Source organism: Mycobacterium gordonae (assembly GCF_001417955.2).
In the GTDB taxonomy this organism is placed as follows: domain Bacteria; phylum Actinomycetota; class Actinomycetes; order Mycobacteriales; family Mycobacteriaceae; genus Mycobacterium; species Mycobacterium gordonae_B.
The window spans coordinates 1-20,354 of sequence record NZ_LKTM01000007.1; the positions used below are offsets into that span (position 1 = coordinate 1).

Here is a 20,354-nt window from a genome sequence, read left to right on the forward strand (position 1 = left end):
ACGGTCACAACCGATTCCTGAGCACATGTCGGCGACGCTGGGCAGCACAGACGTTGAGTTCAGAGAATACGGGTTCGTCCCGGATTTCTGTCACGGCGCGGATCCGCAATCGAAGGGCATCGTGGAGAACCTGTGCGGCTATGCCCAGGACGACCTGGCGGTGCCGCTGCTGACCGAAGCCGCCATCGCCGGCGAATCGGTCGATCTGCGAGCCCTCAACGCCCACGCCGCGGTGTGGTGCGCCGAGGTCAACGCTGCGGTGCATTCCGAGATCTGCGCGGTCCCTGATGAGCGGCTCGCTGAGGAGCGCACCGTGTTGAAGGCGTTGCCGTCGTTGCGGCTGGAGATCGGTGCTGGCTCGGTGCGTCGCAAGGTCGACAGCCTGTCGTGTATCCGCTATGGCTCGGCCCGCTACTCGGTGCCCCAACGGCTCGTCGGGGCCACGGTGGCGGTCGTGGTTGATCACGGTGCCTTGCTCATTCTGGAACCCGCGACCGGGGTGATCGTGGCTGAGCACGAGTTGGTTGGCCCGGGTGAGGTGTCGATCCTCGATGAGCATTACGACGGGCCCAGACCGGCACCGTCGCGCGGACCGCGACCGAAAACCCAAGCAGAGAAACAGTTCTGCGCCCTCGGCGTGGAAGCTGAGCAGTTCTTGGTTGGTGCTGCCGCCATCGGTAATACCCGGCTGAAATCTGAGATCGACATCCTGCTGGGGCTCGGAGCTGCTCACGGTGAGCAGGCGTTGGTCGACGCCCTGCGTCGGGCGGTGGCGTTTCGGCGGTTCCGCGCTGCCGACGTGCGCTCCATCCTCGATGCCGGCGCCGGCGCCCCACAACCCCGCCCGGCTGGGGACGCTCTGGTCCTCGATCTGCCCACCGCCGAGACCCGGTCCTTGGATGCTTACAAGATCGGCGGCACGTCCACTGATGGCACCGCGTCATGACCGCTGTCGAACCGGTGCCACCAGCCTCGGTGGCGCCGTTGCCTGCTGACCTCGATGCCGCGTTGCGTCGGTTGAAGTTGGCTACCGTGCGCCGCAATGCCGCCGAGGTGCTGCAGGTGGCCAAGACCCAACGCTGGACCCCGGAGGAGATTCTGCGGACGTTGGTCGAGGCCGAGATCGCCGCCCGCGATGCCTCCAACACCGCCAACCGCCTCAAGGCCGCGGCGTTCCCGGTCATCAAGTCTCTCGACGGTTTCGACGTCAAAGGCTCGTCGATCACCCAGGCGACGTTCGACTATCTGTCGAGTCTGGAATGGATTCGGGCGCAACAGAATCTGGCGGTTATCGGTCCGCCGGGTACAGGCAAAAGTCACTTGCTCATCGGCTGCGGGCACGCCGCCGTGCACGCCGGCTTCAAGGTCCGCTATTTCACCGCCGCAGACCTCATCGAGGTGCTCTACCGGGGCATAGCCGACAACACTGTCGGCAAGATCATCGACTCGCTACTGAGGGCCGACCTCCTGCTGGTCGATGAGATCGGCTTCGCCCCGCTCGACGACACCGGCACCCAGCTGCTGTTCCGTTTGGTGGCGGCGGGCTACGAACGCCGCTCCCTGGCCATCGCCTCGCACTGGCCCTTCGAACAATGGGGACGATTCCTGCCCGAGCACACCACCGCCGCCAGCATCCTCGACCGGCTGCTGCACCACGCCACCATCGTCATCACCTCCGGCGAGTCCTACCGGATGCGCCACGCCGACCACAAGAAGGGAGCCACCAAGAGTTAACCAATCACCCGCAACGGAGTGGGGACTTCACCTGGCCAAAAACGGGGACTTCCAGATGGCCATTGACACCGCGAGCTGCGTCACTTCATACGTTAGAGCGTCGTAGGTGTGCCCGACAGGATTGACACGCCAACTCGCCGCCGGCGCCGCTTTCGCCGGCGAAGTTGTCTGGCTCGACCAGATCATCGCCGCCTGAACAGAATCTGCTGCGAGACACAGGAAATGAGACGCCGCGACCTGGAACGCGCTACCAATCTCGCAACATAGCTAGGTCGCAACATAGTAAGCTAGCAGTATCGCATGTGTTATAGTTAGCAAGCTAGCAACATCGCAACCTGTTTAATGACCTGCAAGGAGTACCTAACGTGATGACCGACGACGTGATCAACGGCGAAGAGCTGATCGAGACGAATTACTCGAAGATCGGCCCGCACTCGCCGGAACTGGCCGAATCGGCGGGCACCGCGCTCTACGAGCTGGCCGGTTCTTGAACTACGCGACCCTCGGCGAACACCGCGGGGACTCGCTGCCCTATGCAAGTCACGGTTATCGGGTCTGCGGGAACCTGCGCGGCGCGGCGGAGCTACAGCGGCAGCTCTACGGTCAGCTAGCGCAATGGTGTGATGAGCTCGCTGCCAACCCGATCCTCGGTCACGCTGACCATAGCCGCGAGGAAATCAACCACATCGCGGCGGTGATGAATGCCGAGGAAGCCGCGGCGGCCTTCCGCGCTGCGGTCGACCACGCGATCGCGCTGGCCGACACGCTGTCGACGGCGCAAACTGCGCTCTCGCCGCTGTATCACGACACCGCCGGCGACGAGGATTAAGCGATGCCAACCTATGAACCTATCAAGCTAGCATCACAGGTCACGGTGGCGATCGGCAACCAGAAGGGCGGCGTAGGCAAGACCCTCACGACGATCAACTTCGTTCGTGCCGCCGCGACCCTCGGCCTACGGGTGTTGGCCGTCGACGCCGACCCTCAGTCCAACATGACCGCGACATTGGCGCCGAGCCACCAGGGCGCCAGCCTAGAACGCTCCTTGGCGACAGTGCTGGACCGAGCAAAGAGTCACTCGCTGCTCGACACCATCGTCGCGTCTGAATGGGATGGCGTCGACGTGGTGCCCGCCGGCGGCGAAGACCTCGCCGACGCACAACAAAATCTCGTAATCATGAAGGCCGGCCGCGAGTCGCGGCTACGCCGTGCCCTCGCCGACGTCGACGGCAAATACGACATCGTGTTCGTCGACTGCCCGCCCAGCCTGGATCAACTGACGATCAACTCACTGACCGCAGCCGACGCGCTACTCGTCGTCACCGAGCCGGGGCAATACGCCCTCAACGGCCTGGACCGCCTGCTCGACACCATCGAAATCGTGCGCGAGTACACCAACCCGTCGCTGATCCTCGCCGGCGTCGTGATCAACGGCTACAAGTACACCCGCCGGATGGACCGCTGGTGCAACGACATTCGCACCGCGTTCGGGGAACTCGCCATCACAGTGCTCGATCCGCCGATTCACGAATTGACCTGGATCGCCGAAGCCCAAGAAGCCGGCCTCGGCCTCGACGAATGGCCAGACCCCAAAGCAACCGCGCTGCACGACATGTACCTAGACAAGCTGCGCACGGTCCTCGACACCATCGCAAAGGAGCGCACCGCATGACGCCCCGACCGCAACCCCGACCGAGCACACTCACCACCCGCGCGCAACGACACCATCCGGCAATCCCATTCGACGCCCGCACCGACTCCCCGGCCCAGCGACCGACCACACCCAGCGGCGGCGACAACTCCGCGTCCACACAACAGGTCAATTTCCGCGCCGATCGCGAGCTGGTGCGCAAGGTGAAAGCTCGCCTGGCCCTGGAAGGCCGGTCGATGCAAGACCTGCTCAATGAGTACCTGCGTGACTGGCTCCGCACCGACGCCGGCCGTACCGATGCGTAACAGGCCGTGAGCCTGGCGCTCACCCGCCTCCGCACCGACCTCGACCCCGGACGAGGGAAACGAGTCGGCCGAGCCGTCGGTGCGGTTGAACGCCCGCGGCGCAAAGCGAAAAGCCCCGTTCGCTACACAACTGCACTCAGGAACGCTGGCCCGGCTCGAATGGATCAAGGCCCGGAGATATATGTCATCACCGACACCGTCGACGACGCCATCAACACCTATCTCGCCGGCGCCGGCACCCCCAAGCCAGACCAACAACGACCGCATGCCCTGAAGTTGAGGTGCCAGTCCTTCCTCGCCGCCAATGGTGGTGAACGTGGTGGTGCTGGCTGTCAAGGCCACGCCGCTACGCGGTCGACAAAGGTCGAGCCTTGACAGCCAGCGCCACCACGCACAAGAGCGGCCACTACGAGGAAGGGCATGCCGCGAAGGCAAACAAATGTCAAATTGTCTGCGAGTCTTTAGGTTCCAGAGTCCGGCGATGACGTGGAGGCTGTGGGTACCGGCCGACACGATGGGTCCCGTCCTGGTCTAAGTACCCGCTGTGCCCGGGCGTGTGCACCCTTGCTCACTAACGTTTCCCGCATGCAGGTAGGTCTACGCATCGACGCGTTCAATCCCTCGCACGGCCGCGGGTTACCCCGGAGCATGTCGTGACCGCTCGTCACATCTACGTCGATGAGACCAAACACCGCGACTACCTGATGGTGGCGGCGGTCGTGCTGGGAGAGGATCTGACCTCGGCTCGTGCTGTCGTTCAGGACCTTCTCAAGCCGGGCCAGCATCACCTCCACATGAAGGACGAGGCGGACGGTCGGAAAGAGGCCATCGCGAAGACACTCGCCGCCGCAGATCTTCGCGCGACGGTCTATGACGCGGGCCGACGACACCGCACTCAGATGCTTGCGCGGGCCGCTTGTCTATCCGCGCTCGTACACGACCTAGCCACCAGCGACGCCGAGACCTTGATCGTCTTAGACCAGGACGACACCCTCGTGCAATCCGATCGTCGGCTGCTCTACCGCGCTGTCCGCGCTGCGGGCCGCGAGGCCACAATGCGCTACGAGCACCGGCGAGCGGCCACAGAACACCTACTCGGTATCCCAGATGCCTTCGCCTGGTGCTGGGCCAAAGGCGGCCACTGGCGGTCTCACATCCGACCTGTCATTACGGCGCGGACGGTCTGAAACATGCCCAGATATGCGCGAAGCCCGAGCGCCGCGGTCGTCCGGCCGGGTCTCGGGCTCACTTCCTGCAGCTATTGCCGCAGACACACCGATGATAGCCCACGCCACCCCTACCGGGCCATGTTCGTTGCATAACGGCGGCCGGGTCCTCCTGCGCGCAGTTGATCACGAAAAGATCACATTCAGCGGCGTGTCGTAAATCAGATTTCGCCGACGTGATGCAAGGCTTCTTGGCATGAGTCATGGCAAACCAGGTCGTGAGCACAAGGGCGACCGAATGTTGTTGCAGAGTCGGCCAGTACGCGAAGTTTGGGACGCTGTGCATGCCTTGGCCGCCGAGGCCGGGACGTCAGTCAGTCAATACGTAGCCGACCTGTTGGCGGAGCACGTCGGCCGCCCAGACCTCATCCGCGAACTCAATAAGGAGGTTCTGCCGCTGGCGATGTGACACGAGCGCCCCTGGCGTCAAAACCTTGTTGTGTCTTGGTTGGCGTCGGTCCGGGGCAGATGTGACAAGTCAATAAACGGCGAAACCCCCGGCTGGCAGGCCGAGGGTTTCCGCTTCCCCGAAGGGACTGCTTTTGCTGAGCAGCTCTCACGGTAGCGCATACCTGCGTCAGGTTCCAGATAACGCGCGCCGTGACGTTTCAGATTCACAATTTGGTCCGCTGTCGTATCGCGGGTGTTCCTCGTTGCGGCCGCGTCGTGGTGTGGTGTGTACGCGGCCGTGGGCGGTGCGGTTGGCGGTCGCCGATCATGAGCGGCGCCGGCGTTCTGAGGCGGCGGTTGTCGCGGCGATCGTGCTCGAGCTCGGTGAGGCCCCCTATGCTGGGGTGCCGTGCTGGACCGGGCGAGCGCAGCGGTGGGCCACGTTCACGGTTGCGGTGGCCTTTGACTGCCGCTACGACACAGCGGTGCGCCCGTTGATGCCGGGTAACCCGATCAGCCGCCACGCGCTGTTGGCGATCGCCCAGGCGCGCGCCGGCTATGCCGATCACGGCACCGGGCGTAACTGCCGGCCCTCCAATGAGCGGCTGGCCGCCGACACCGGCTACAGCGTGCGCACCGTGCAGCGCGCCGACACTGTGCTGCGGCTGCTGGGGGTGGCGACCGAGGTGCTGCGCGGCCGGCAACGCACCCGCATGGAGCGGCTGGCCTCCTGGCGGGTAGGCGATCGACACCGCGGCTGGGCCTCGGTGTGGGCGCTGCACGACAATCCCCAGCTCTCCCGGCTGGTTCATCGGCTGTCACCCCACCCGCGTAGCGGTCCCGTTAGGGATAAACACTCACCTAACCAGGTGGTTACTACCGGCACCGGCAGCCCTGCGGGCCGCCGGCAGGACGGCGCTGCGCGCCGCCGAGCACCGGACGCCGGGGGGGCAGCGCTGGCGCGGGCCTGGCGCGCCGATGGCCACGCGCCGCCGTGGGCGCGCCGGCACAGCCCGAGCGCGTGGGCGGCGATCCTGGCCGGCCCGGCCGCGCACGGCTGGAGCGGTCGCGATCTCAACGCGCTGATCGGCGACTGGGCCGGGGTGAGCGGGCGGCGGATCCCGGATGCTCCGCATAAGCCGATCGGGTTGTTGGGTGCGATGTTGGCCTGGCATGGTGCTGAGCGCCTCGGCGAGCGTCCGGCCGCCCTCGACGAGGCGCGCGACGCCGCGGCGCGCGCCGCGCATCTGGCGCATCTGGTCGCGCAGCGCGCTGCGCATGTTGAGCATCAGCGCGCCCGCGCGGTCGGCCGCGCCGCGCTAGACGGTGTTGGGCATGCGGCGGCGCGGGCGGCCGCGGCCGAAGCCGCGCGCCGCAGCGCCTACAAACGCACGGATGCTGCCGCGCACGATGCGGTGCGGGTGGCGGCTGCGGTGGAAGCGGCCCGCGCGCACCGGCGCGGGCCCGGGCCGCACGGTTAGTGGTGGCCTAATCCGCCGCCGTCGGGGCTTGGGCCGGCGCGGTGATCGCAGCGCACCACGTCGAGGTGCGGCAGCCGCGCCAGCGGTGTTCCGTAGACCAGCCAGTCGAGTACGCGTTCACCACCGGGCTGGGCGCGGCGCACCAGCAGCTCGGTCAATGCCGTCTCATAGTTCATCGGTGTCCTCGTTTCGGCGGCGGGCGGCGCGGCGTTTTCATCGTCCACCGGTGATGCCCAAGCCGTCGTGTTAGCCGCCCTAACAATGGTCAGGAAATTCGGTTGTTAGGTGTGCTTAGCACGGTCGGGTGTGTGCGGCGCGGGTGACGGCGCTCAGGTAGTCGGCGGCGCTGATGTGCCCGGCGGCGAAGGCGACCAGGCGGGTGATGTCGTCGGTGCTGGGGTGCCAGCCGGAGAGGACGTTGGTGGCGATGGCGTCGCGTACCGCGCCGGCGACAGTTGGGCGGATAGCTCGTCGACGCGCCGCCACAGCGCCGCCAGCTGCTCGTCCTCGTCTATCGCCACCTCTTCATCCAACCCTTCCGCAGGTTTATCCCACCCGCTTTTCCGTCAAATCCCCTGCCTGTCAGGGCTTCCCACAACCCCTGCCGCACCTCGTGCCCAGCAAATCTTTCGCCCCTACCTGCGTGTCGCTAAGGCACATTTGCACAAGGGTGTGCGAGGCTACCTGCTGGGCAAACGTTGTTTGCCCAGCAGGATGGGCCGCCTGGCGGCGGCCGCGCGACTTGGATGGTGGGCTGGTGTTGACGATTGCGAAGTTGTCGCGGTGGTCGGTCAACTATTACAACGACACCGCCCGCGCGGCGGGTCAGGCCGCGAAGGATTTGCAGCGGGCGGGTGGTGGGTTGGGTGAATATTACGGCGAGCACGACACCCGCACCCCCACCTGGTTGTGCGCCGGCGACGCCCGCGCAGCCGCCGAATTGGTGGGGTTGAGTGATGTGCAGCGGGCCGGCGGGGACGCTGATCCCGACGTGGTGGCGCGCTGGCTCGATGACGGCGCCGCACCCAATGGGGTGTGTGGGCGCACCTTCGGCGCGCGGTCGGTGCATGGGTTTGATTTGACGTTTTGCGCGCCCAAGTCGGTGTCGTTGTTTCGTGCGCTGCGTGATGAGGAGGTGTCGGAGAAAGCCGTTCTTGACGCGCACACCACCGCGATCGCCGAAGCCATGGAGTACCTCGCCGCCCATGCCGGCTACAGCCGGGTACACAACCCGGCCACGGGTGAGAAGGACTTGGTTCGGTTGCCGGGGTTGGTGGCGGTGGCGTATCAGCATGAGACGTCGCGGGCGGGGGATCCGCACCTGCACACTCATGTGCTGGTGCCCAATCGGCAGGCCCGCGGCGACGGAAAGCTGGTGTCGGTGGATGGCACGTCGCTGTTTCACGAAGCCAAAGCCGCCGGGGTGATTTATCAGGCCACGCTGCGCCGCGAGCTGCACCGGTCGATGGGGTTGGAGTGGGCGCCAGTGGACCCGGGCACGGGGATGGCGGAGATCGCCGGCATCGATCCCAAGACGATCACCGCGTGGTCGCAACGCTCCTCGACGTTGCGGGAGTGGGCGGCCAACAATCTGGTCGTCGTCGACGGCGCCACGGTGACACAAGCGCAGTTGGCGGCCGCGCAGAAAGCCACCCGCCCGCACAAGCCCGAACAGTTGGCGTGGGCGCAGCTAGCGCAGGACTGGCGCGCCGATGCCCGCGGTCTGCGCTTTGATCGGGACGCCTACACGCAGGCGCGGGCGGCGCGCCGCGCCTGGAGTTCGGCGTCGACAGCGCCGCTGGATCGGCGCCGGTTGTTGGCGGCCGCGGAAGCGATGGACAAGGCGGCGTTCACCCGCGCGGACCTGGTCGAGGTGATCGGGGCGCAGCTGCCGGTGGACACCGACCGTGGGCCGCGACAGATGGTGGAGGCCGCCGTCGACGCCCTGGGCTTGCGGGTCAATGCGCCCCGGGCCGCGCATCAGCGTGAGGGCCATGACCGGTTCACCCTGGAGGCGTTTCTGGCGGAGGAACAAGGCGTGCTGGATCTGGTGGACGCCCAGGATGTGCGGGCCCAGATTTGGGTCAACGAGCACGATGCCGCCGGGCTCTCACCGGATCAACAACGCGCGGTGTGCAGCATTGCGGGTTCGCCGTGGCTGGTGTGTCCGCTCTCAGCGCCGGCCGGGGCGGGCAAGACCACCTCGCTGCGCGCGCTGGCGGCCGGGGCGCGCCGGTTTCGGGGTCAGGTGATGGTGGTGGCCCCGACCGGCAAAGCTGTCGATGTCGCCATCCGCGAGGGTGCCGGCGATGTCGGCTACACCGTCGCCAAAGCGGTCCAATCGTTACGTGACGGAACCCTGACGTTGCGCCGGCCCGGCGTGGTGATCGTCGATGAGGCCGCCATGGTCGGCACCGACGATCTACACCGGCTGTTGACCCACACCACGAAGGCAGGCGTTAAGGCGGTGCTGGTCGGCGATGCCCACCAACTCAGCCCGGTCAAGGCCCGCGGGGGGATGTTCGCCCAACTCTGCGCCGATCTGCCGTGGACGCAGACCCTGTCGGAGGTGTGGCGGATGCGCGACCCCGCCGAACGTTCGGCGTCGCTGGCCATCCGGGATGGCGGGCCCGCCCCGATCCGCCGCGCGGTGGACTGGTATCGCCGCAACGGGCGGCTGCACACCGGGGATGACATCGCGATGGCCGCCGACGCCCTGACCGCCTACCAGGCCGACACCGCGGCAGGCAAGGACACGCTGCTGATCTGCGACACCAAAGAGATGGCCGATGCGCTCAACCGGCGCATCCACGACGACACCATCGACAGCGCGGCGCCGACCGTCGGCGCGGCGCGCGGACACCGCATCGCTGAAGGGGATGTGATCATCAGCCGACGCAACGACCCCACCAACCCGGTTCATGACGCCGCGGACTTCGCGAAGACCGCAGATCCCGTCCGCAACGGGCAACGCTGGCGGGTGTTCGCCGTCGACCCTGACAACCAGCGCATCGCCGCCCGCCGCCTCGACGACGGCGCGCGTGTCGCCTTCACCGGCGACTACCTCCAGGCACATGTCACCCACGGCTACGCGATCACCGTGCACTCCGCCCAGGGCGTCACCGCCGAGGTCACTCATGCTGTGCTCGGCGAACACACCAGCCGCAACCTGCTCTACGTCGCGCTCACCCGCGGCCGCGACTCGAACACCGCGTATCTCTATGAGCGGCGGGCCGGGGAAACCGAACACGAACACGCCCAGGAGCAGGCTGGTGTGCACGTGGCGCGCCGCGGCACCAGCCGCGAGGCCGCCCAGCTGGTGCGCACCATCATCGCCAACCGCGACGACCAGGCCCGCACCGCCCACGACATCGCCGCCCACACCCAAGACCGCCAGCAGCTTCCCGAGCGGATGGCCCGGTTCGCTCAGCGGCGCACCCAAGCCGTAGCGGCGCGGCAAAAGGCCTACCGGCATTTGTGTGACGAAACCGTGCAGGCAGCGCTCGAACAAGACCAATGGATCGAACAGCACCGCGAACACAGCCGCGAGCAGGGCCAGGACTACGGGCTAGAGCTGTAGGTTGAGGTTTCCGGGTGATGACGAAGGTCGCGGATGTGGCGGCATCACGAATGTTGCTCCCGGCTCGGGTGGGGCACCGTGAACACCGAGCGATGCATCCAGAAGGCGTCTTCTAGGGTCTTCTAACCAGCGATGCCTATGGAGGCGGCGAAACTTCACCAACAGTTGCTGTGGCGGCATGGCGGGTGGCCGTCGATCTGGCACTCACCGACGCCCGCCGCCAGCGTGGCCATCGCCTCGGTTCGTGGATAAGACGTTTACCGATCCCCGGCTGTGCGATCGTGGATCGACTCACCTTCGGGGGCAACATCATCGAAACCGGCACCGATTCCTACCGCCTGGCCCACACCAAGACCGCCAGGGCGCGATAGCGCGAGGCAGTGTCGAACTGCGACCGATCCGGGATCATTGTGTTGGCGCTGCATGGGCTAGCAGCAGTCTGGCGGGGTGTCGCTTCCGAGGAGGGCCTGGGCTAGTGGTCGGCCGAGTTGGTAAGCGTCGGCGACGGGAATGATGGTGGCCGAAGGGTTCTCGGCGAGCCACGGCTCGGCGACGCTGCGGGTGGCGAAGAAGTGGACGTGGTTGCAGAACGCGGCGCGGATCGAGGCGGGTGCATCGGGGGTGACGATCGAGACCACGGCGGTCGCCGGCTTGACACTGGTGATGCCGTCGGTGCCGATGGTGAGGTGCACGGGTTGTCCGGTGCTGCGGCACGGCGAGGTGACGTGGGCGGTTCGGCCGAGGATGGCGGGGAAGATCAGCGTGTCCAGGGCACACCAGGTGTACAGCTGGTGTCCGTCGAGCTCGAAACGGTGTGGGGTGGGGCGCAGTGTCAAGCCGTTGCCGATGATGCGGCCGCGGTCGTCGTATTCGGTGTCGGGCATGGTGGCCAGGGCGGCGCGCATCTGGTCGACGGTGCTGGCGGTGGCATCGGCGAGCTGTTCGGTGGTGACCGGCTGCCCGTGGGCGAGGAGTTCGAGCAGCGGTCGGAACAGCCAGCGCGTCGAGCTGGGGTTGTCGGTGCTGCCGAGCAAGTCGGTGAGCCGATTGGCGAGTGGGGCAATATCAGGGGCCATCTGAGTTTCGTCCTTCGGGGTTGAGCCGCGGCCGGGGGACGGCCACGTGGCGTGTGGGTGGGGGTCAGGCGGCGCAGGCATTCTGACGTTTGACTACGCGCAGGCGCCAGATGTCCCTCACCTGGGCGGTGACGAGCAGCGCCAGGCCGATCCACACGCCAAACCCGCCGGGCAGCCCAGCGCGCGGGGTGGTGTCGCCCATGGGGTCGCCGCGGCGCCGCGGGGCAGCCAGCGCTGCCACCTCGGCGGCAACGTGGCAGCTGCTTGGCCGGTGTCGGGGGCCGGGGACACAGACATAAGGGGATCTCCTCGGGTTTGGTCAACCGGCGCAGCAGGACAGTTTGGCGACGTCGGTGGTGTAGGCCTGGGCGGCGAGTTTGAGGGATTCGGCCAGGGTGAGATACGGGGCCCAGGTGTGGGCGAGCTGATCAACGGTCATCCCGGCGGTCAGCGCGTAGGTGGCCGCGGTGATGACGTCGCCGGCGTTCTCGGCGACGACGTGCACCCCCAGCAGCCGTCCGGTGCCGCGCTCGGCGACGAGTTTGACCAGCCCCCGGGTGTCGCGATTAACGACTGCCCGCGTCACATACGCCAACGGCAGTACGCGGCAGTCACATTGGATACCGGCGTCGACAGCGTCGGCGTCGGTCATGCCGACTGACGCGACGGCGGGGCTGGTGAAGATGACCCGCGGCAAGGCGGTGTAGTCCAGGGTGCGTTCGGCCCCGGACAGGGCGTTGTCGGCGACCAGGGTGCCTTGGGCGGCGGCGACGTAGACGAACTGTGGTCCTCCGGTCACGTCACCGGCGGCCCAGATCCGCTCGTTGCCGGTGCGCAGGTATTCGTCGACCATGATTTCTTCGCGCCGCCCGGTCTTGACCCCGACCGCTGCCAGGTTCAGCCCGCCGGTGACCGGGCGGCGACCGGTGGCCACCAACAGCTGCTCGGCGGCGAGCTCCCGCTCGCCACCGTCCGCGGCCCGCACGGCGACGATGCCGTCACCTGCGCGGCGGACCGCAGTGACGTGGCTGCCGGTGTGCACGGTGATGCCCTCATCAGCGAAGACCGCCTGGATCGCGGCACTGATCTCGGGTTCTTCCCCCGAGACCAGCTGTGAGCGCGCCACCACGGTGACCTCAGTGCCGAGACGGGCAAACAGCTGCGCCTGCTCCAGCGCGACATAGCCGCCGCCGAGCACGATCATGGATTCGGGCAGCCGGTCCAGCTCCATCGCGGTGGTCGACGTCAGGTATCCGGTGTCCTGCAGTCCGTCGAGGGGCGGGGCCCACGCCGCGGAGCCGGTGGCGATCAGATAGTGCTCGGCCTCGACACGGGTGAGCGCGCCGCCGGCCAGCTCGACATCCAGGCCGGGGCCGCCGGCGTCGGAGGTGAACCCGGCGCTGCCCGCGAGGATCTCCCAGCCGTAATCGGCGGCGAGGTCGATGTACTTCTCGCTCCGCAGTCCCTTGACGAGAGCGTCCTTCCCGGCGATCAACGCCGCACCGTCCACCGGTGCAGCGGTGGCGGCGATACCGGGAAACCGGGCCGCGGCCGACGCGCCGTGGCGGGCCTCGGCGGCGGCGAGCAGCGCCTTGGACGGCACGCAGCCGACGTTCACGCACGTCCCGCCGATGGTGGCGCGTTCGATCATCACCACGCTGCGCCCGTGCCCGGTGGCGGCGATGGCGGCGGCGAACGCAGCCCCGCCGGATCCGATGATCGCCAGGTCGTAACGCATGGGGCGTCTCGCCTTCCGTTGATGCCCTGGGGAGCGACACCCGCTCAATTGCATTCGTATAACCAGATATGACTATACTTCATCATATCTGTCGATCCGGATACATCAAGTCGAGTTGTCGAGGAGACCGCGTGACCTGCCGAACCGATCCGAGCCTGGCGTTCCTGCCCGAAACCGATAGCGGGGTGGAGATGGTGGCCAAGTTCTTCCGCGCGCTCGGTGACCCCGGCCGCCTGCGGCTGCTGGAATTCCTGTTGACCTCCGAACACACCGTGACCGAATGCGTGAACCACGTCGGGCTGTCCCAAGGGCGGGTCTCGAGTCACCTGGCGTGCCTCTCGGACTGCGGCTATGTCCAGGTCCGCCGCTCCGGGCGATTCGCCCACTACAAGGTGGCCGACCCCCGGGTGGCCGATCTGATCATGCTGGCCCGCTCGCTGGCCGCCGACAATGCGGCCGCGCTGGCCGACTGCGTGCGCATCGCCCCCACCCGCAGCCCGCAGGCGCCGGTCTGATGGCGACCCGACGAACCTCTCCCGGCGTGGCCGCGGCCTGGGCGGCCCTGGGCCTGGTGGGTGTCGGGGCGGCGCTGCTGGTGTGCTGCGCCGCGCCGTTGCTGATCGCCGGCGGCGCGCTGGGAGTCCTCGGTGGTGCGCTCGGCAATGCGTGGCTGATCAGTGCCGCGCCCGTAGTGGTGATCGCCACCGTCGGATACACCCTGTGCCGCCGCGGTCGCGGCGAGCCGCCGGGCTGCTGCCCACCCGGGGGCCCCGACACGTCCACCGACCGCGCCGACGAGAGGACCACGCCATGACGACCGCCGCCACCCCCGCACCCGCCCCGCGCAGGGCGGCCGCGACGGCGCACCGCCGCCTGCTGGCCGCGGTCACCGCTGCGCTCGGGGTGGCAGCACTGACCGCGTGCAGCTCCCCCATCACCGTGGGGTCTTCAGCCGCGCAGGGGACATCCACGGCGGCGAGCGCGGTTCCGGTCACCAGCCTGACCACCATCGACGGGAACCAGGTGTCAGTCCCCGGCACCGCGGCGACCGCACTGTTCTTCTTCGCCGTCGGCTGCGGGGAATGCGTCGGCGGCGGCAAATCACTGGCCCAAGCCCAGGCCACCGTCGCGACCGCACACGGCACGGCCGCGTTCCTCGCGGTGGACATGGACCCCAGCGAGGCACCCGAGGCAATCACCGGTTTCCTCGCCCAGGTCGGCGCCCAGAACGTGCCCGCCGTCATCGACAAAGACGCCACCCTGTCACGCACCTACCAGGTGTCTGCACTGAGCACCCTGATCGTCGTGGACTCGACCGGCACCGTCACCTACCGGGCCACCGACCCCACCGCCGACAAGATCGCCGCCGCCATCGCGGGCACGGCGAAGTGAACGGTCTGCTCGCACTGGCCCTGACCGCCGGGATGCTCGCCCCGGTCAACCCCTGCGGTTTCGCGTTGCTGCCCGCCTGGATCACCCACACCCTCGGCGATCAGGGAGCAACCGCACCGACGGTGCGGCTGGCCCGCGCCGCCCGCGCCAGTCTGGCCCTAACAGTCGGGTTCGCCGGCACCCTGGCCGCTGCGGGGCTCGCCGTCAGCGCCGGCGCCCGCGCCCTGATCACCGCCGCCCCCTGGCTGGGACTGGCCACCGGAATCGTATTGCTGCTCCTCGGGGTCGTCATGCTGACCGGGCGCAGCCTCGGACCTCACCTGCGGCTGCCCGCCACCGACCTGCGCCCCACCGGCCGGCCCGCCACGACCCGCCAGCTGGTGCTGTTCGGTGTCGGCTACGCGGCCGCGTCCCTGTCCTGCACGTTCGGTGTGCTGCTGGCCGTCATCGCTCAAGCGCAGGCCACCGCCAGCTACGGCGGGCTGCTCGCAGTGTTCGGTGCCTACGCCGCCGGGTCGGCCGCGGTTCTGCTGCTGGTCTCCATCAGCACCGCCGCCGCGGGCGCCGCCCTGACCCGCCGCCTGAGCGCCCTGGCCCGTCACGGCACCCGCATCACCGCCGCTGTCCTGACTCTGACCGGCGCCTACCTCGCCTGGTACTGGTATCCCGCCGCCACCGGCCACACCGGCAGCCCGAACGTGCTGGCCGGTTTGTCGGCCACCACGTCCACCTGGCTACAGGACCACACCACCGTCGTCCTGGCACTTTCCGGGATCGCTGTCCTCGTCGTGACCGCCGCCGCGGTCGGACACCGACTGGGCGCCACCCGGCGGGACACCGCGGCCAAAACTGTTGGACCCGAGAACAACTCGCTGCAGGACAGCCCCACCTCCGCCACTGCGGGCACTCAGGCGCGGACCCCCGGCCATTAATAAGACGCTGCCAGAACGCATCTACGGAAGGAATTCTCGTGAGCACCGACTTTGATGTGATCGTGATCGGCGCCGGACCCGGCGGTGAGGCGGCCGTCTCCCGTCTGCTGGCCGGCGGCCGGCGGGTCGCCCTGATCGAACGTGAACTGATCGGCGGGGAATGCGCCTATTGGGCGTGCATCCCGTCCAAGACGCTGCTGCGCCCTCCCGAAGCACGCGCGGAAGCCGGCGCCGCCGCCGGACTCGGGGCACCGGCACTGGACTGGGAACAACTACGGGATTACCGCGACTACATGATCCGCCACCTCGATGACACCGAGCAGGTCGACGGCTACCGCACACAGGGCGTCACTGTCATCAAAGGCACCGCACGACTGATCGGGCGCGACCCGTGGCGGATCCATGTCGACGACCGTCAAATCAGCGCCGAGCACGTCGTGATCGCCACCGGATCCGAACCGATCCGTCCACCTATCGACGGCCTCGACCAGATACCGGTTTGGACCAACCGGGAAGCCACCACCCTGCGCGACATCCCTGACCGAGCAGTGATGATGGGGGGCAGCGCCGTCGGAGTCGAGCTGGGCCAGTTCCTGGCCCGCATGGGCACCCACGTCACCCTCGTTCAACGCGGACCCCGCCTGCTCGGCCGCGAAGATCCACGCGTGGGCGAGCTCGTCGCCGCGCAACTGAGAGACGACAGGATCGATGTTCGGCTCAACTGCCAAGTGACCGCGGCCCGCAGCGCCGAGAACGACACCATCGTCGAACTCGACGACGGCACCACCGTTGCCACCGACGTACTGATCCTCGGTACCGGTCGCCGCCCCCACACTAAAGGCCTGGGCCTCGACACCCTCGGAATCCCCACCACCCCGAGTGGAGCGCTGCAGGTCGACAAGCACTGCCGGGTCACCGACGGGCTCTGGGCGCTCGGTGACGTCACCGGCATCGCCCTGTTTACCCATGTCGCGATGTATCAGGCGCGGATCGTGGCCGACACCATCCTGGGCCACCCGCGCCCCGCCTCCTACCTCGGCGTTCCTCGTGTCGTGTTCGCCCAACCCGAGATCGCCGCCGTCGGCCTCACCGCGCAACAGGCCCGCGATCAGGACATCGACATTGCCACCACCGAACTCAACCTCGCCGACTCCATCGCCCGGCCCTGGACCTACGAAACCCAGCCCCGCGGCACGCTCGGACTAGTCGCCGACCGCACCAACCGCGTCCTGATCGGCGCCTGGGCGATCGCCCCCCAAGCCGGTGAATGGATCCACCAAGCCGCCATCGCCATCCGAGCCCAAATCCCCATCACCACCCTGCTCGACGGCATCACACAATTCCCCACCTACAGCGAGGCCTACCTCGCCGCCCTCGAACAACTCGACCTCAAGCGGTAAACCCCGGCGTGTGGCCAGAATCGAGAATCCCAGGTGGGGCCGCACCCGATGACCGCGCTGGGGCCACATCACTTGACGAAACCCAGACGCGTCTCAAATCTAGAGAAACGAGACGCCCCTTAGCTCGCCACCCCCCCACTCCATAGCTGCTTGTGATCTTCAGAGGTAAGTGGCGGTGAATCTTCAGCGATAGATGGCGTTACATGATCCCGATGACGAGGGATTCGCGGGCGGCGTCGACGACTTCGCTTGTGACCGTGTTGAGCTGGTTGATGTCCATGATGCGATGGATCTGCGCCATCAGCCGGGTGGTGAGCCTGAAATTGCCGCTGGTGATGCGGATGATCGCGGCGCGGGCCTCGCGGGTGGTGAAGTCTTCGGGGTTGTCGAGGCCGAGGTCGGGCCACTGACGCGACAGTACGAAGGTTTGTTCGTCGCTGGACAGGGGTTGGTAGTGGTGCAGGAATCCGACGCGGCTGTAGAGCTGCGGGTAGCGGGCCAGTCGGCGTTCAATGCCGGGCATGCCGATGAGGATCAGGCCGGCGCCGGTGCGGTCGTGGTGGTCGCGTAGCGCTTCTAGGGCGGGGTTTTTCAGCCGGTCGGCTTCGTCGACGATGACCAGTTCGGTATACGCCCCGTCAGGTTCAACGAGGTGCTCGGAGCCGCGGTCGGGGTTCAGCGTGGTCTCAATGGCCCAGCTGAGCCGGGTGTGCAGGTATCGGACCTCTTTCTCGACGATGAGGGGTGTGTTGTGCACCTTGGGGGTGTAGAAGACGGTGCGCACGGCGAGAGCAGGTTCGGGTGCGACGGTCTCGTAGAAGCGGAAGTGCTCGACGATCGGTCTGACGGTGTCCCATGAGCTGTAGTGGCGAGCCGACAGCGTTTTGCCGACACCGGGTGCGCCGTGGCATAGGCCGATGTAGCGGTCGCGGCGCACGGCATCGCAGAATTCAACGAAGCGGCGATGCTGCTTGGTGACAACGAATTTCGTTGTGGTAGTTGACTGCTCGGATGAGGGGGCAGCGGTGTGTTGGGTGTCCTGGTCCTGGATGTCGGCCATGACGTGGTCAGTCCTCTCGGTAAAGCTTGAGCGCATGTTTGGGCGCCGAATCCTGGTCGAGGTCGGCTGGCCCACTAGCCGCTACGGCCATCCCAGGCAGCGGGTAGTTGCAGTCGGGCTGATGAACGGCGATGAGCTGGTCGACAACCTTGGCGCGATCACGAAGGCCTTGGCGTAGTTCGCGGCGGCGGGCATTGCGGGCGGCGGTTATTTCCTTGAGCGCGACGGTGGTGCCGGCCAGCTCGGGGCAAATCGCCCGGCAGACGAACTTGTCGTCGTGGAAGATGCGGATCTCTGCCAGGTCGCGCGGGTCGTAGCGGATGGTGACCTGTTCGCCGACGTAGGCGGCCAGCACCGGGTCTAGGTAGCGCAGTCCTTGGAAGTGCACTCCATCGGGGTGGATCTTGCGGGGCTGGGCCACGGTGAGCAGCAGCAGGTCGAGTTGCTCCAACGAGTCGGGCATCCTGGGCAAGAACCCGCCGCCCGACCAGCGCTGTGCTGGTGTTTGGCGGGTCTCGCTGTGCACCCGGTGGTGATAGCCGTCGCTGAGGAACCGCCCGATCGCGGTGTCCAATTCGGGCAGGGTGAGCCGGGCCTGTCCGGCTCGATCAGGGGTTCCGCGTGGCGCGTAGCCGGGCAACGTCGACAGGCACATCTGGTTGACGCTGTTGAACAGCCGCTCGATTTTGCCCCGGCCGCGTGGCTTGCCGGGCAGGGAGAACACCAGTTGGATTTTCAGTTCGGCCGCTACGGTCTCCATATGCCGGGAGGTGAAGTCGCTGCCGTGGTCGGTGTAGAAAACGCCAGGGATGCCGCACACCGGCCAACCGGGATCGGGTTTGCGCCAAATCGCTTGCCGCAGCGCCAAAGCGGTGTTGATCGCGGAGGGTGCCTCCAAGCTGACCATGTAGCCGGCTGCAGCGCGGGAGTGGTCGTCTTCGATGACAGTCAACCAGGGGCGAGCCGGCTTTGCCGACGGCGTGATCACCCATAGGTCCAGTTCAGTGTGGTCGGCCTGCCATAGCTCGTTCGGCCCGCTCGCTTGACGCCGATACACCAAATCGAAGGTCTCCTCGTATCGTTTGGTGCCCTCGTGGGCCAACATCCGCAAGCCCGGATCGAGGCCCGCGACGATCGCGTACACCGTGCTGTAGGACGGCACCGGCCAGTCATGTTGCGGCGCAATCTGGGTCACCTGGCGGTGAATATTTGCCGCACTGATCGGAGGCCGTCGTAATGCCAGCCCCTCGATCAGCGTGACCATTTGATCGGGCAACCCGCGGCGGCCGCAATCAGAGCGTCCAGGACGGACCAGCCCCACTAGTCCTGACTTGCGGTAGCTGGCCAGCCAGCGCTGCGCGGTGCGCAGCGCCACCTCACCCTGACGCGCGGCTTCGGCCAGCGATATCCCGTCGTCCAGGTGTGGGCGCAGCACCGCGTAGCGGGCCATCGCCTGTTCGCGTTGGGCCATGGTCAATGCGGTATCCGCTTCGTCCGGTGTCCTGACCGGCTCTTGCGGGGGGGTCATGATGCGGCCGAGCCGTTGTTAAGGGCCTTGCCCAGATGCCGATAAATGGTGGGTCGGGTGACTCCGAACTCGGCGGCGATCTGCTCGACGGTGTAGCGACGCTTGCCGTGTTCGTCTTTCTCGTCGTACATCTGCTGGGCCAGCTTCACCTGACGGGGACCCAGTTTGGGTTTTTGCCCACCGGTGCGGCCGCGGGCCCGCGCGGCCGCCAAACCGTCCATGGTGCGCTCCGACATCAAAGCGTGCTCGAATTCCGCTACAGCGCCGAGGATTTGGAAGAACATGCGGCCAATGGCCGTTGAAGTGTCGATGCCTTGGTCGAGTACCACCAAATCCACGCCGGCGCCCTGCAGGCGCTTGGACAACTCGATGAGATGCTCCAGCGATCGGCCCAGCCGGTCCAGTTTGGTCACCACCAGCTGATCGCCGACACGGTTGGCCGACAGCAGAGCTTTGTCGAGCTCCGGCCGGCGGGCCAGCTTGCCCGACACCTTGTCGAGGAAAATCTGGTCACAGCCCGCCGCGGTGAGCGCATCGCGTTGGGCCTCGGGGTGCTGGTCGCGGGTGGAGACCCGCGCGTAGCCGATCCGCATGGCCGGACGGTATCGCCAACCCCCGACAAGTTGACGTTGGCGCGGACACGGCAAGCGTTACAGGCCTATCCTGCGGAAATGTTCAGCCTGGCGGACTGTCGCGCGAACGATCGTTAACGAAACACGCCGATGCTGCGTAACGGGGCGGTGTAAGGGATCGTGGCAGGGTGGATCATCAACCTCCTCGACCTGCCGGCTCGGCCGAGCCGGCTCAGTGGCTGATCGACCGGGTAGACCTATGGGATCACCAGCACTGGCCGACCGGCAT

General features: G+C 67.1%; 24 protein-coding genes and 1 pseudogene. 17 read left to right on the plus strand and 8 right to left on the minus strand.

Features of this window, described 5'->3' with window-relative positions; translation table 11 throughout:
• Nucleotides 1-67: 67 nt before the first annotated feature.
• The 10 genes and pseudogenes from AO501_RS02975 to AO501_RS03015 all read left to right on the plus strand — a co-directional run.
• A pseudogene (locus tag AO501_RS02975) lies at nt 68-946 on the plus strand (Mu transposase domain-containing protein); the annotation flags it as partial.
• On the plus strand, nt 943-1,734 hold the full coding sequence (gene istB, locus AO501_RS02980) for an IS21-like element helper ATPase IstB (RefSeq protein WP_033711273.1): 792 nt from the start codon (nt 943-945) through the stop codon (nt 1,732-1,734). The pseudogene AO501_RS02975 and the gene istB, both read left to right, overlap by 4 nt.
• 368 nt (nt 1,735-2,102) lie before the next feature.
• Nucleotides 2,103-2,225, plus strand: coding sequence for a hypothetical protein (locus tag AO501_RS39990; protein WP_269323464.1), 123 nt, complete (start codon nt 2,103-2,105; stop codon nt 2,223-2,225).
• Nucleotides 2,222-2,563 (plus strand): hypothetical protein, encoded by a 342-nt coding sequence (locus AO501_RS02985; protein ID WP_055576324.1) that lies wholly within the window; start codon nt 2,222-2,224, stop codon nt 2,561-2,563. Before AO501_RS39990 ends, AO501_RS02985 begins: the two co-directional genes overlap by 4 nt.
• Nucleotides 2,564-2,566: 3 nt before the next feature.
• The gene (locus AO501_RS02990) at nt 2,567-3,406 is read left to right on the plus strand and encodes a ParA family protein (protein WP_055576325.1); all 840 of its coding nucleotides are present in this window, start codon (nt 2,567-2,569) and stop codon (nt 3,404-3,406) included.
• Nucleotides 3,403-3,690, plus strand: coding sequence for a hypothetical protein (locus AO501_RS02995; protein WP_055576326.1), 288 nt, complete (start codon nt 3,403-3,405; stop codon nt 3,688-3,690). Before AO501_RS02990 ends, AO501_RS02995 begins: the two co-directional genes overlap by 4 nt.
• A 159-nt stretch (nt 3,691-3,849) precedes the next feature.
• Nucleotides 3,850-4,065, plus strand: coding sequence for a hypothetical protein (locus tag AO501_RS38655; protein WP_055576327.1), 216 nt, complete (start codon nt 3,850-3,852; stop codon nt 4,063-4,065).
• Nucleotides 4,066-4,343: 278 nt separating this feature from the next.
• A complete protein-coding gene (locus tag AO501_RS03005; RefSeq protein ID WP_055576328.1) occupies nt 4,344-4,877 on the plus strand; it encodes a hypothetical protein in 534 nt (177 codons plus the stop codon).
• A gap of 235 nt (nt 4,878-5,112) precedes the next feature.
• Nucleotides 5,113-5,325, plus strand: coding sequence for a hypothetical protein (locus AO501_RS03010; RefSeq protein WP_055576329.1), 213 nt, complete (start codon nt 5,113-5,115; stop codon nt 5,323-5,325).
• A gap of 262 nt (nt 5,326-5,587) precedes the next feature.
• Nucleotides 5,588-6,787, plus strand: coding sequence for a helix-turn-helix domain-containing protein (locus tag AO501_RS03015; protein WP_231752316.1), 1,200 nt, complete (start codon nt 5,588-5,590; stop codon nt 6,785-6,787).
• Here AO501_RS03015 and AO501_RS03020 read toward each other — a convergent pair.
• On the minus strand, nt 6,784-6,963 hold the full coding sequence (locus tag AO501_RS03020) for a hypothetical protein (RefSeq protein ID WP_156297956.1): 180 nt from the start codon (nt 6,961-6,963) through the stop codon (nt 6,784-6,786). The two genes, AO501_RS03015 and AO501_RS03020, sit on opposite strands and share 4 nt — an antisense overlap.
• A gap of 115 nt (nt 6,964-7,078) precedes the next feature.
• The gene (locus AO501_RS03025; RefSeq protein WP_055576331.1) at nt 7,079-7,273 is read right to left on the minus strand and encodes a hypothetical protein; all 195 of its coding nucleotides are present in this window, start codon (nt 7,271-7,273) and stop codon (nt 7,079-7,081) included.
• A 271-nt stretch (nt 7,274-7,544) separates the two neighbouring features.
• On the opposite strand from AO501_RS03025, the gene mobF reads away from it, so the two are divergent.
• The gene (gene mobF / locus AO501_RS03030) at nt 7,545-10,367 is read left to right on the plus strand and encodes a MobF family relaxase (protein WP_055576332.1); all 2,823 of its coding nucleotides are present in this window, start codon (nt 7,545-7,547) and stop codon (nt 10,365-10,367) included.
• Between the two features lie 185 nt (nt 10,368-10,552).
• A complete protein-coding gene (locus AO501_RS38660; RefSeq protein ID WP_197048172.1) occupies nt 10,553-10,738 on the plus strand; it encodes a hypothetical protein in 186 nt (61 codons plus the stop codon).
• Between the two features lie 57 nt (nt 10,739-10,795).
• On the opposite strand, the gene merB is transcribed toward AO501_RS38660, so the two are convergent.
• The 3 genes from merB to merA all read right to left on the minus strand — a co-directional run bounded on the left by merB (nt 10,796) and on the right by merA (nt 13,181).
• Nucleotides 10,796-11,443: an organomercurial lyase MerB gene (merB, locus tag AO501_RS03040; RefSeq protein WP_082658352.1), complete on the minus strand. Its 648-nt coding sequence runs from the start codon at nt 11,441-11,443 to the stop codon at nt 10,796-10,798.
• A 64-nt stretch (nt 11,444-11,507) separates the two neighbouring features.
• Nucleotides 11,508-11,645, minus strand: a complete 138-nt coding sequence (locus tag AO501_RS34695; protein WP_269323463.1) for a hypothetical protein — start codon at nt 11,643-11,645, stop codon at nt 11,508-11,510.
• Between the two features lie 117 nt (nt 11,646-11,762).
• Nucleotides 11,763-13,181, minus strand: a complete 1,419-nt coding sequence (merA, locus tag AO501_RS03050) for a mercury(II) reductase (RefSeq protein WP_055576334.1) — start codon at nt 13,179-13,181, stop codon at nt 11,763-11,765.
• A gap of 131 nt (nt 13,182-13,312) precedes the next feature.
• Between merA and AO501_RS03055 the strand changes: the two genes are divergently transcribed.
• Genes AO501_RS03055 through AO501_RS03075 form a run of 5 tightly spaced genes read left to right on the plus strand, consistent with a single transcriptional unit; the run spans nt 13,313 to nt 16,905 of the window.
• Nucleotides 13,313-13,696 carry an ArsR/SmtB family transcription factor gene (locus AO501_RS03055; protein ID WP_055576335.1) on the plus strand — a complete coding sequence of 128 codons (384 nt, stop codon included), beginning with the start codon at nt 13,313-13,315 and terminating at the stop codon, nt 13,694-13,696.
• The gene (locus AO501_RS36790; protein ID WP_197048168.1) at nt 13,696-13,995 is read left to right on the plus strand and encodes a hypothetical protein; all 300 of its coding nucleotides are present in this window, start codon (nt 13,696-13,698) and stop codon (nt 13,993-13,995) included. The genes AO501_RS03055 and AO501_RS36790 overlap by 1 nt, the downstream gene beginning before the upstream one ends.
• Nucleotides 13,992-14,573: a TlpA family protein disulfide reductase gene (locus AO501_RS03065; RefSeq protein ID WP_055576336.1), complete on the plus strand. Its 582-nt coding sequence runs from the start codon at nt 13,992-13,994 to the stop codon at nt 14,571-14,573. Before AO501_RS36790 ends, AO501_RS03065 begins: the two co-directional genes overlap by 4 nt.
• Entirely contained in the window at nt 14,570-15,505 is a 936-nt protein-coding gene (locus AO501_RS03070; protein ID WP_055576337.1) for a cytochrome c biogenesis CcdA family protein, read from the plus strand. Before AO501_RS03065 ends, AO501_RS03070 begins: the two co-directional genes overlap by 4 nt.
• A gap of 38 nt (nt 15,506-15,543) precedes the next feature.
• Complete coding sequence (locus AO501_RS03075) at nt 15,544-16,905, plus strand: dihydrolipoyl dehydrogenase family protein (RefSeq protein WP_055576338.1); 1,362 nt, start codon at nt 15,544-15,546, stop codon at nt 16,903-16,905.
• 199 nt (nt 16,906-17,104) lie between these two features.
• Here AO501_RS03075 and AO501_RS03080 read toward each other — a convergent pair whose 3' ends face one another.
• From AO501_RS03080 to AO501_RS03090, 3 genes are read right to left on the minus strand one after another with little or no spacing between them, the layout of a single operon-like run.
• Nucleotides 17,105-17,965, minus strand: a complete 861-nt coding sequence (locus tag AO501_RS03080) for an AAA family ATPase (RefSeq protein WP_055576339.1) — start codon at nt 17,963-17,965, stop codon at nt 17,105-17,107.
• 7 nt (nt 17,966-17,972) lie between these two features.
• A complete protein-coding gene (locus AO501_RS03085) occupies nt 17,973-19,493 on the minus strand; it encodes a Mu transposase C-terminal domain-containing protein (protein WP_082658354.1) in 1,521 nt (506 codons plus the stop codon).
• Nucleotides 19,490-20,086, minus strand: a complete 597-nt coding sequence (locus tag AO501_RS03090; protein WP_055576341.1) for a recombinase family protein — start codon at nt 20,084-20,086, stop codon at nt 19,490-19,492. Before AO501_RS03090 ends, AO501_RS03085 begins: the two co-directional genes overlap by 4 nt.
• Between the last annotated feature and the right edge of the window lie 268 nt (nt 20,087-20,354).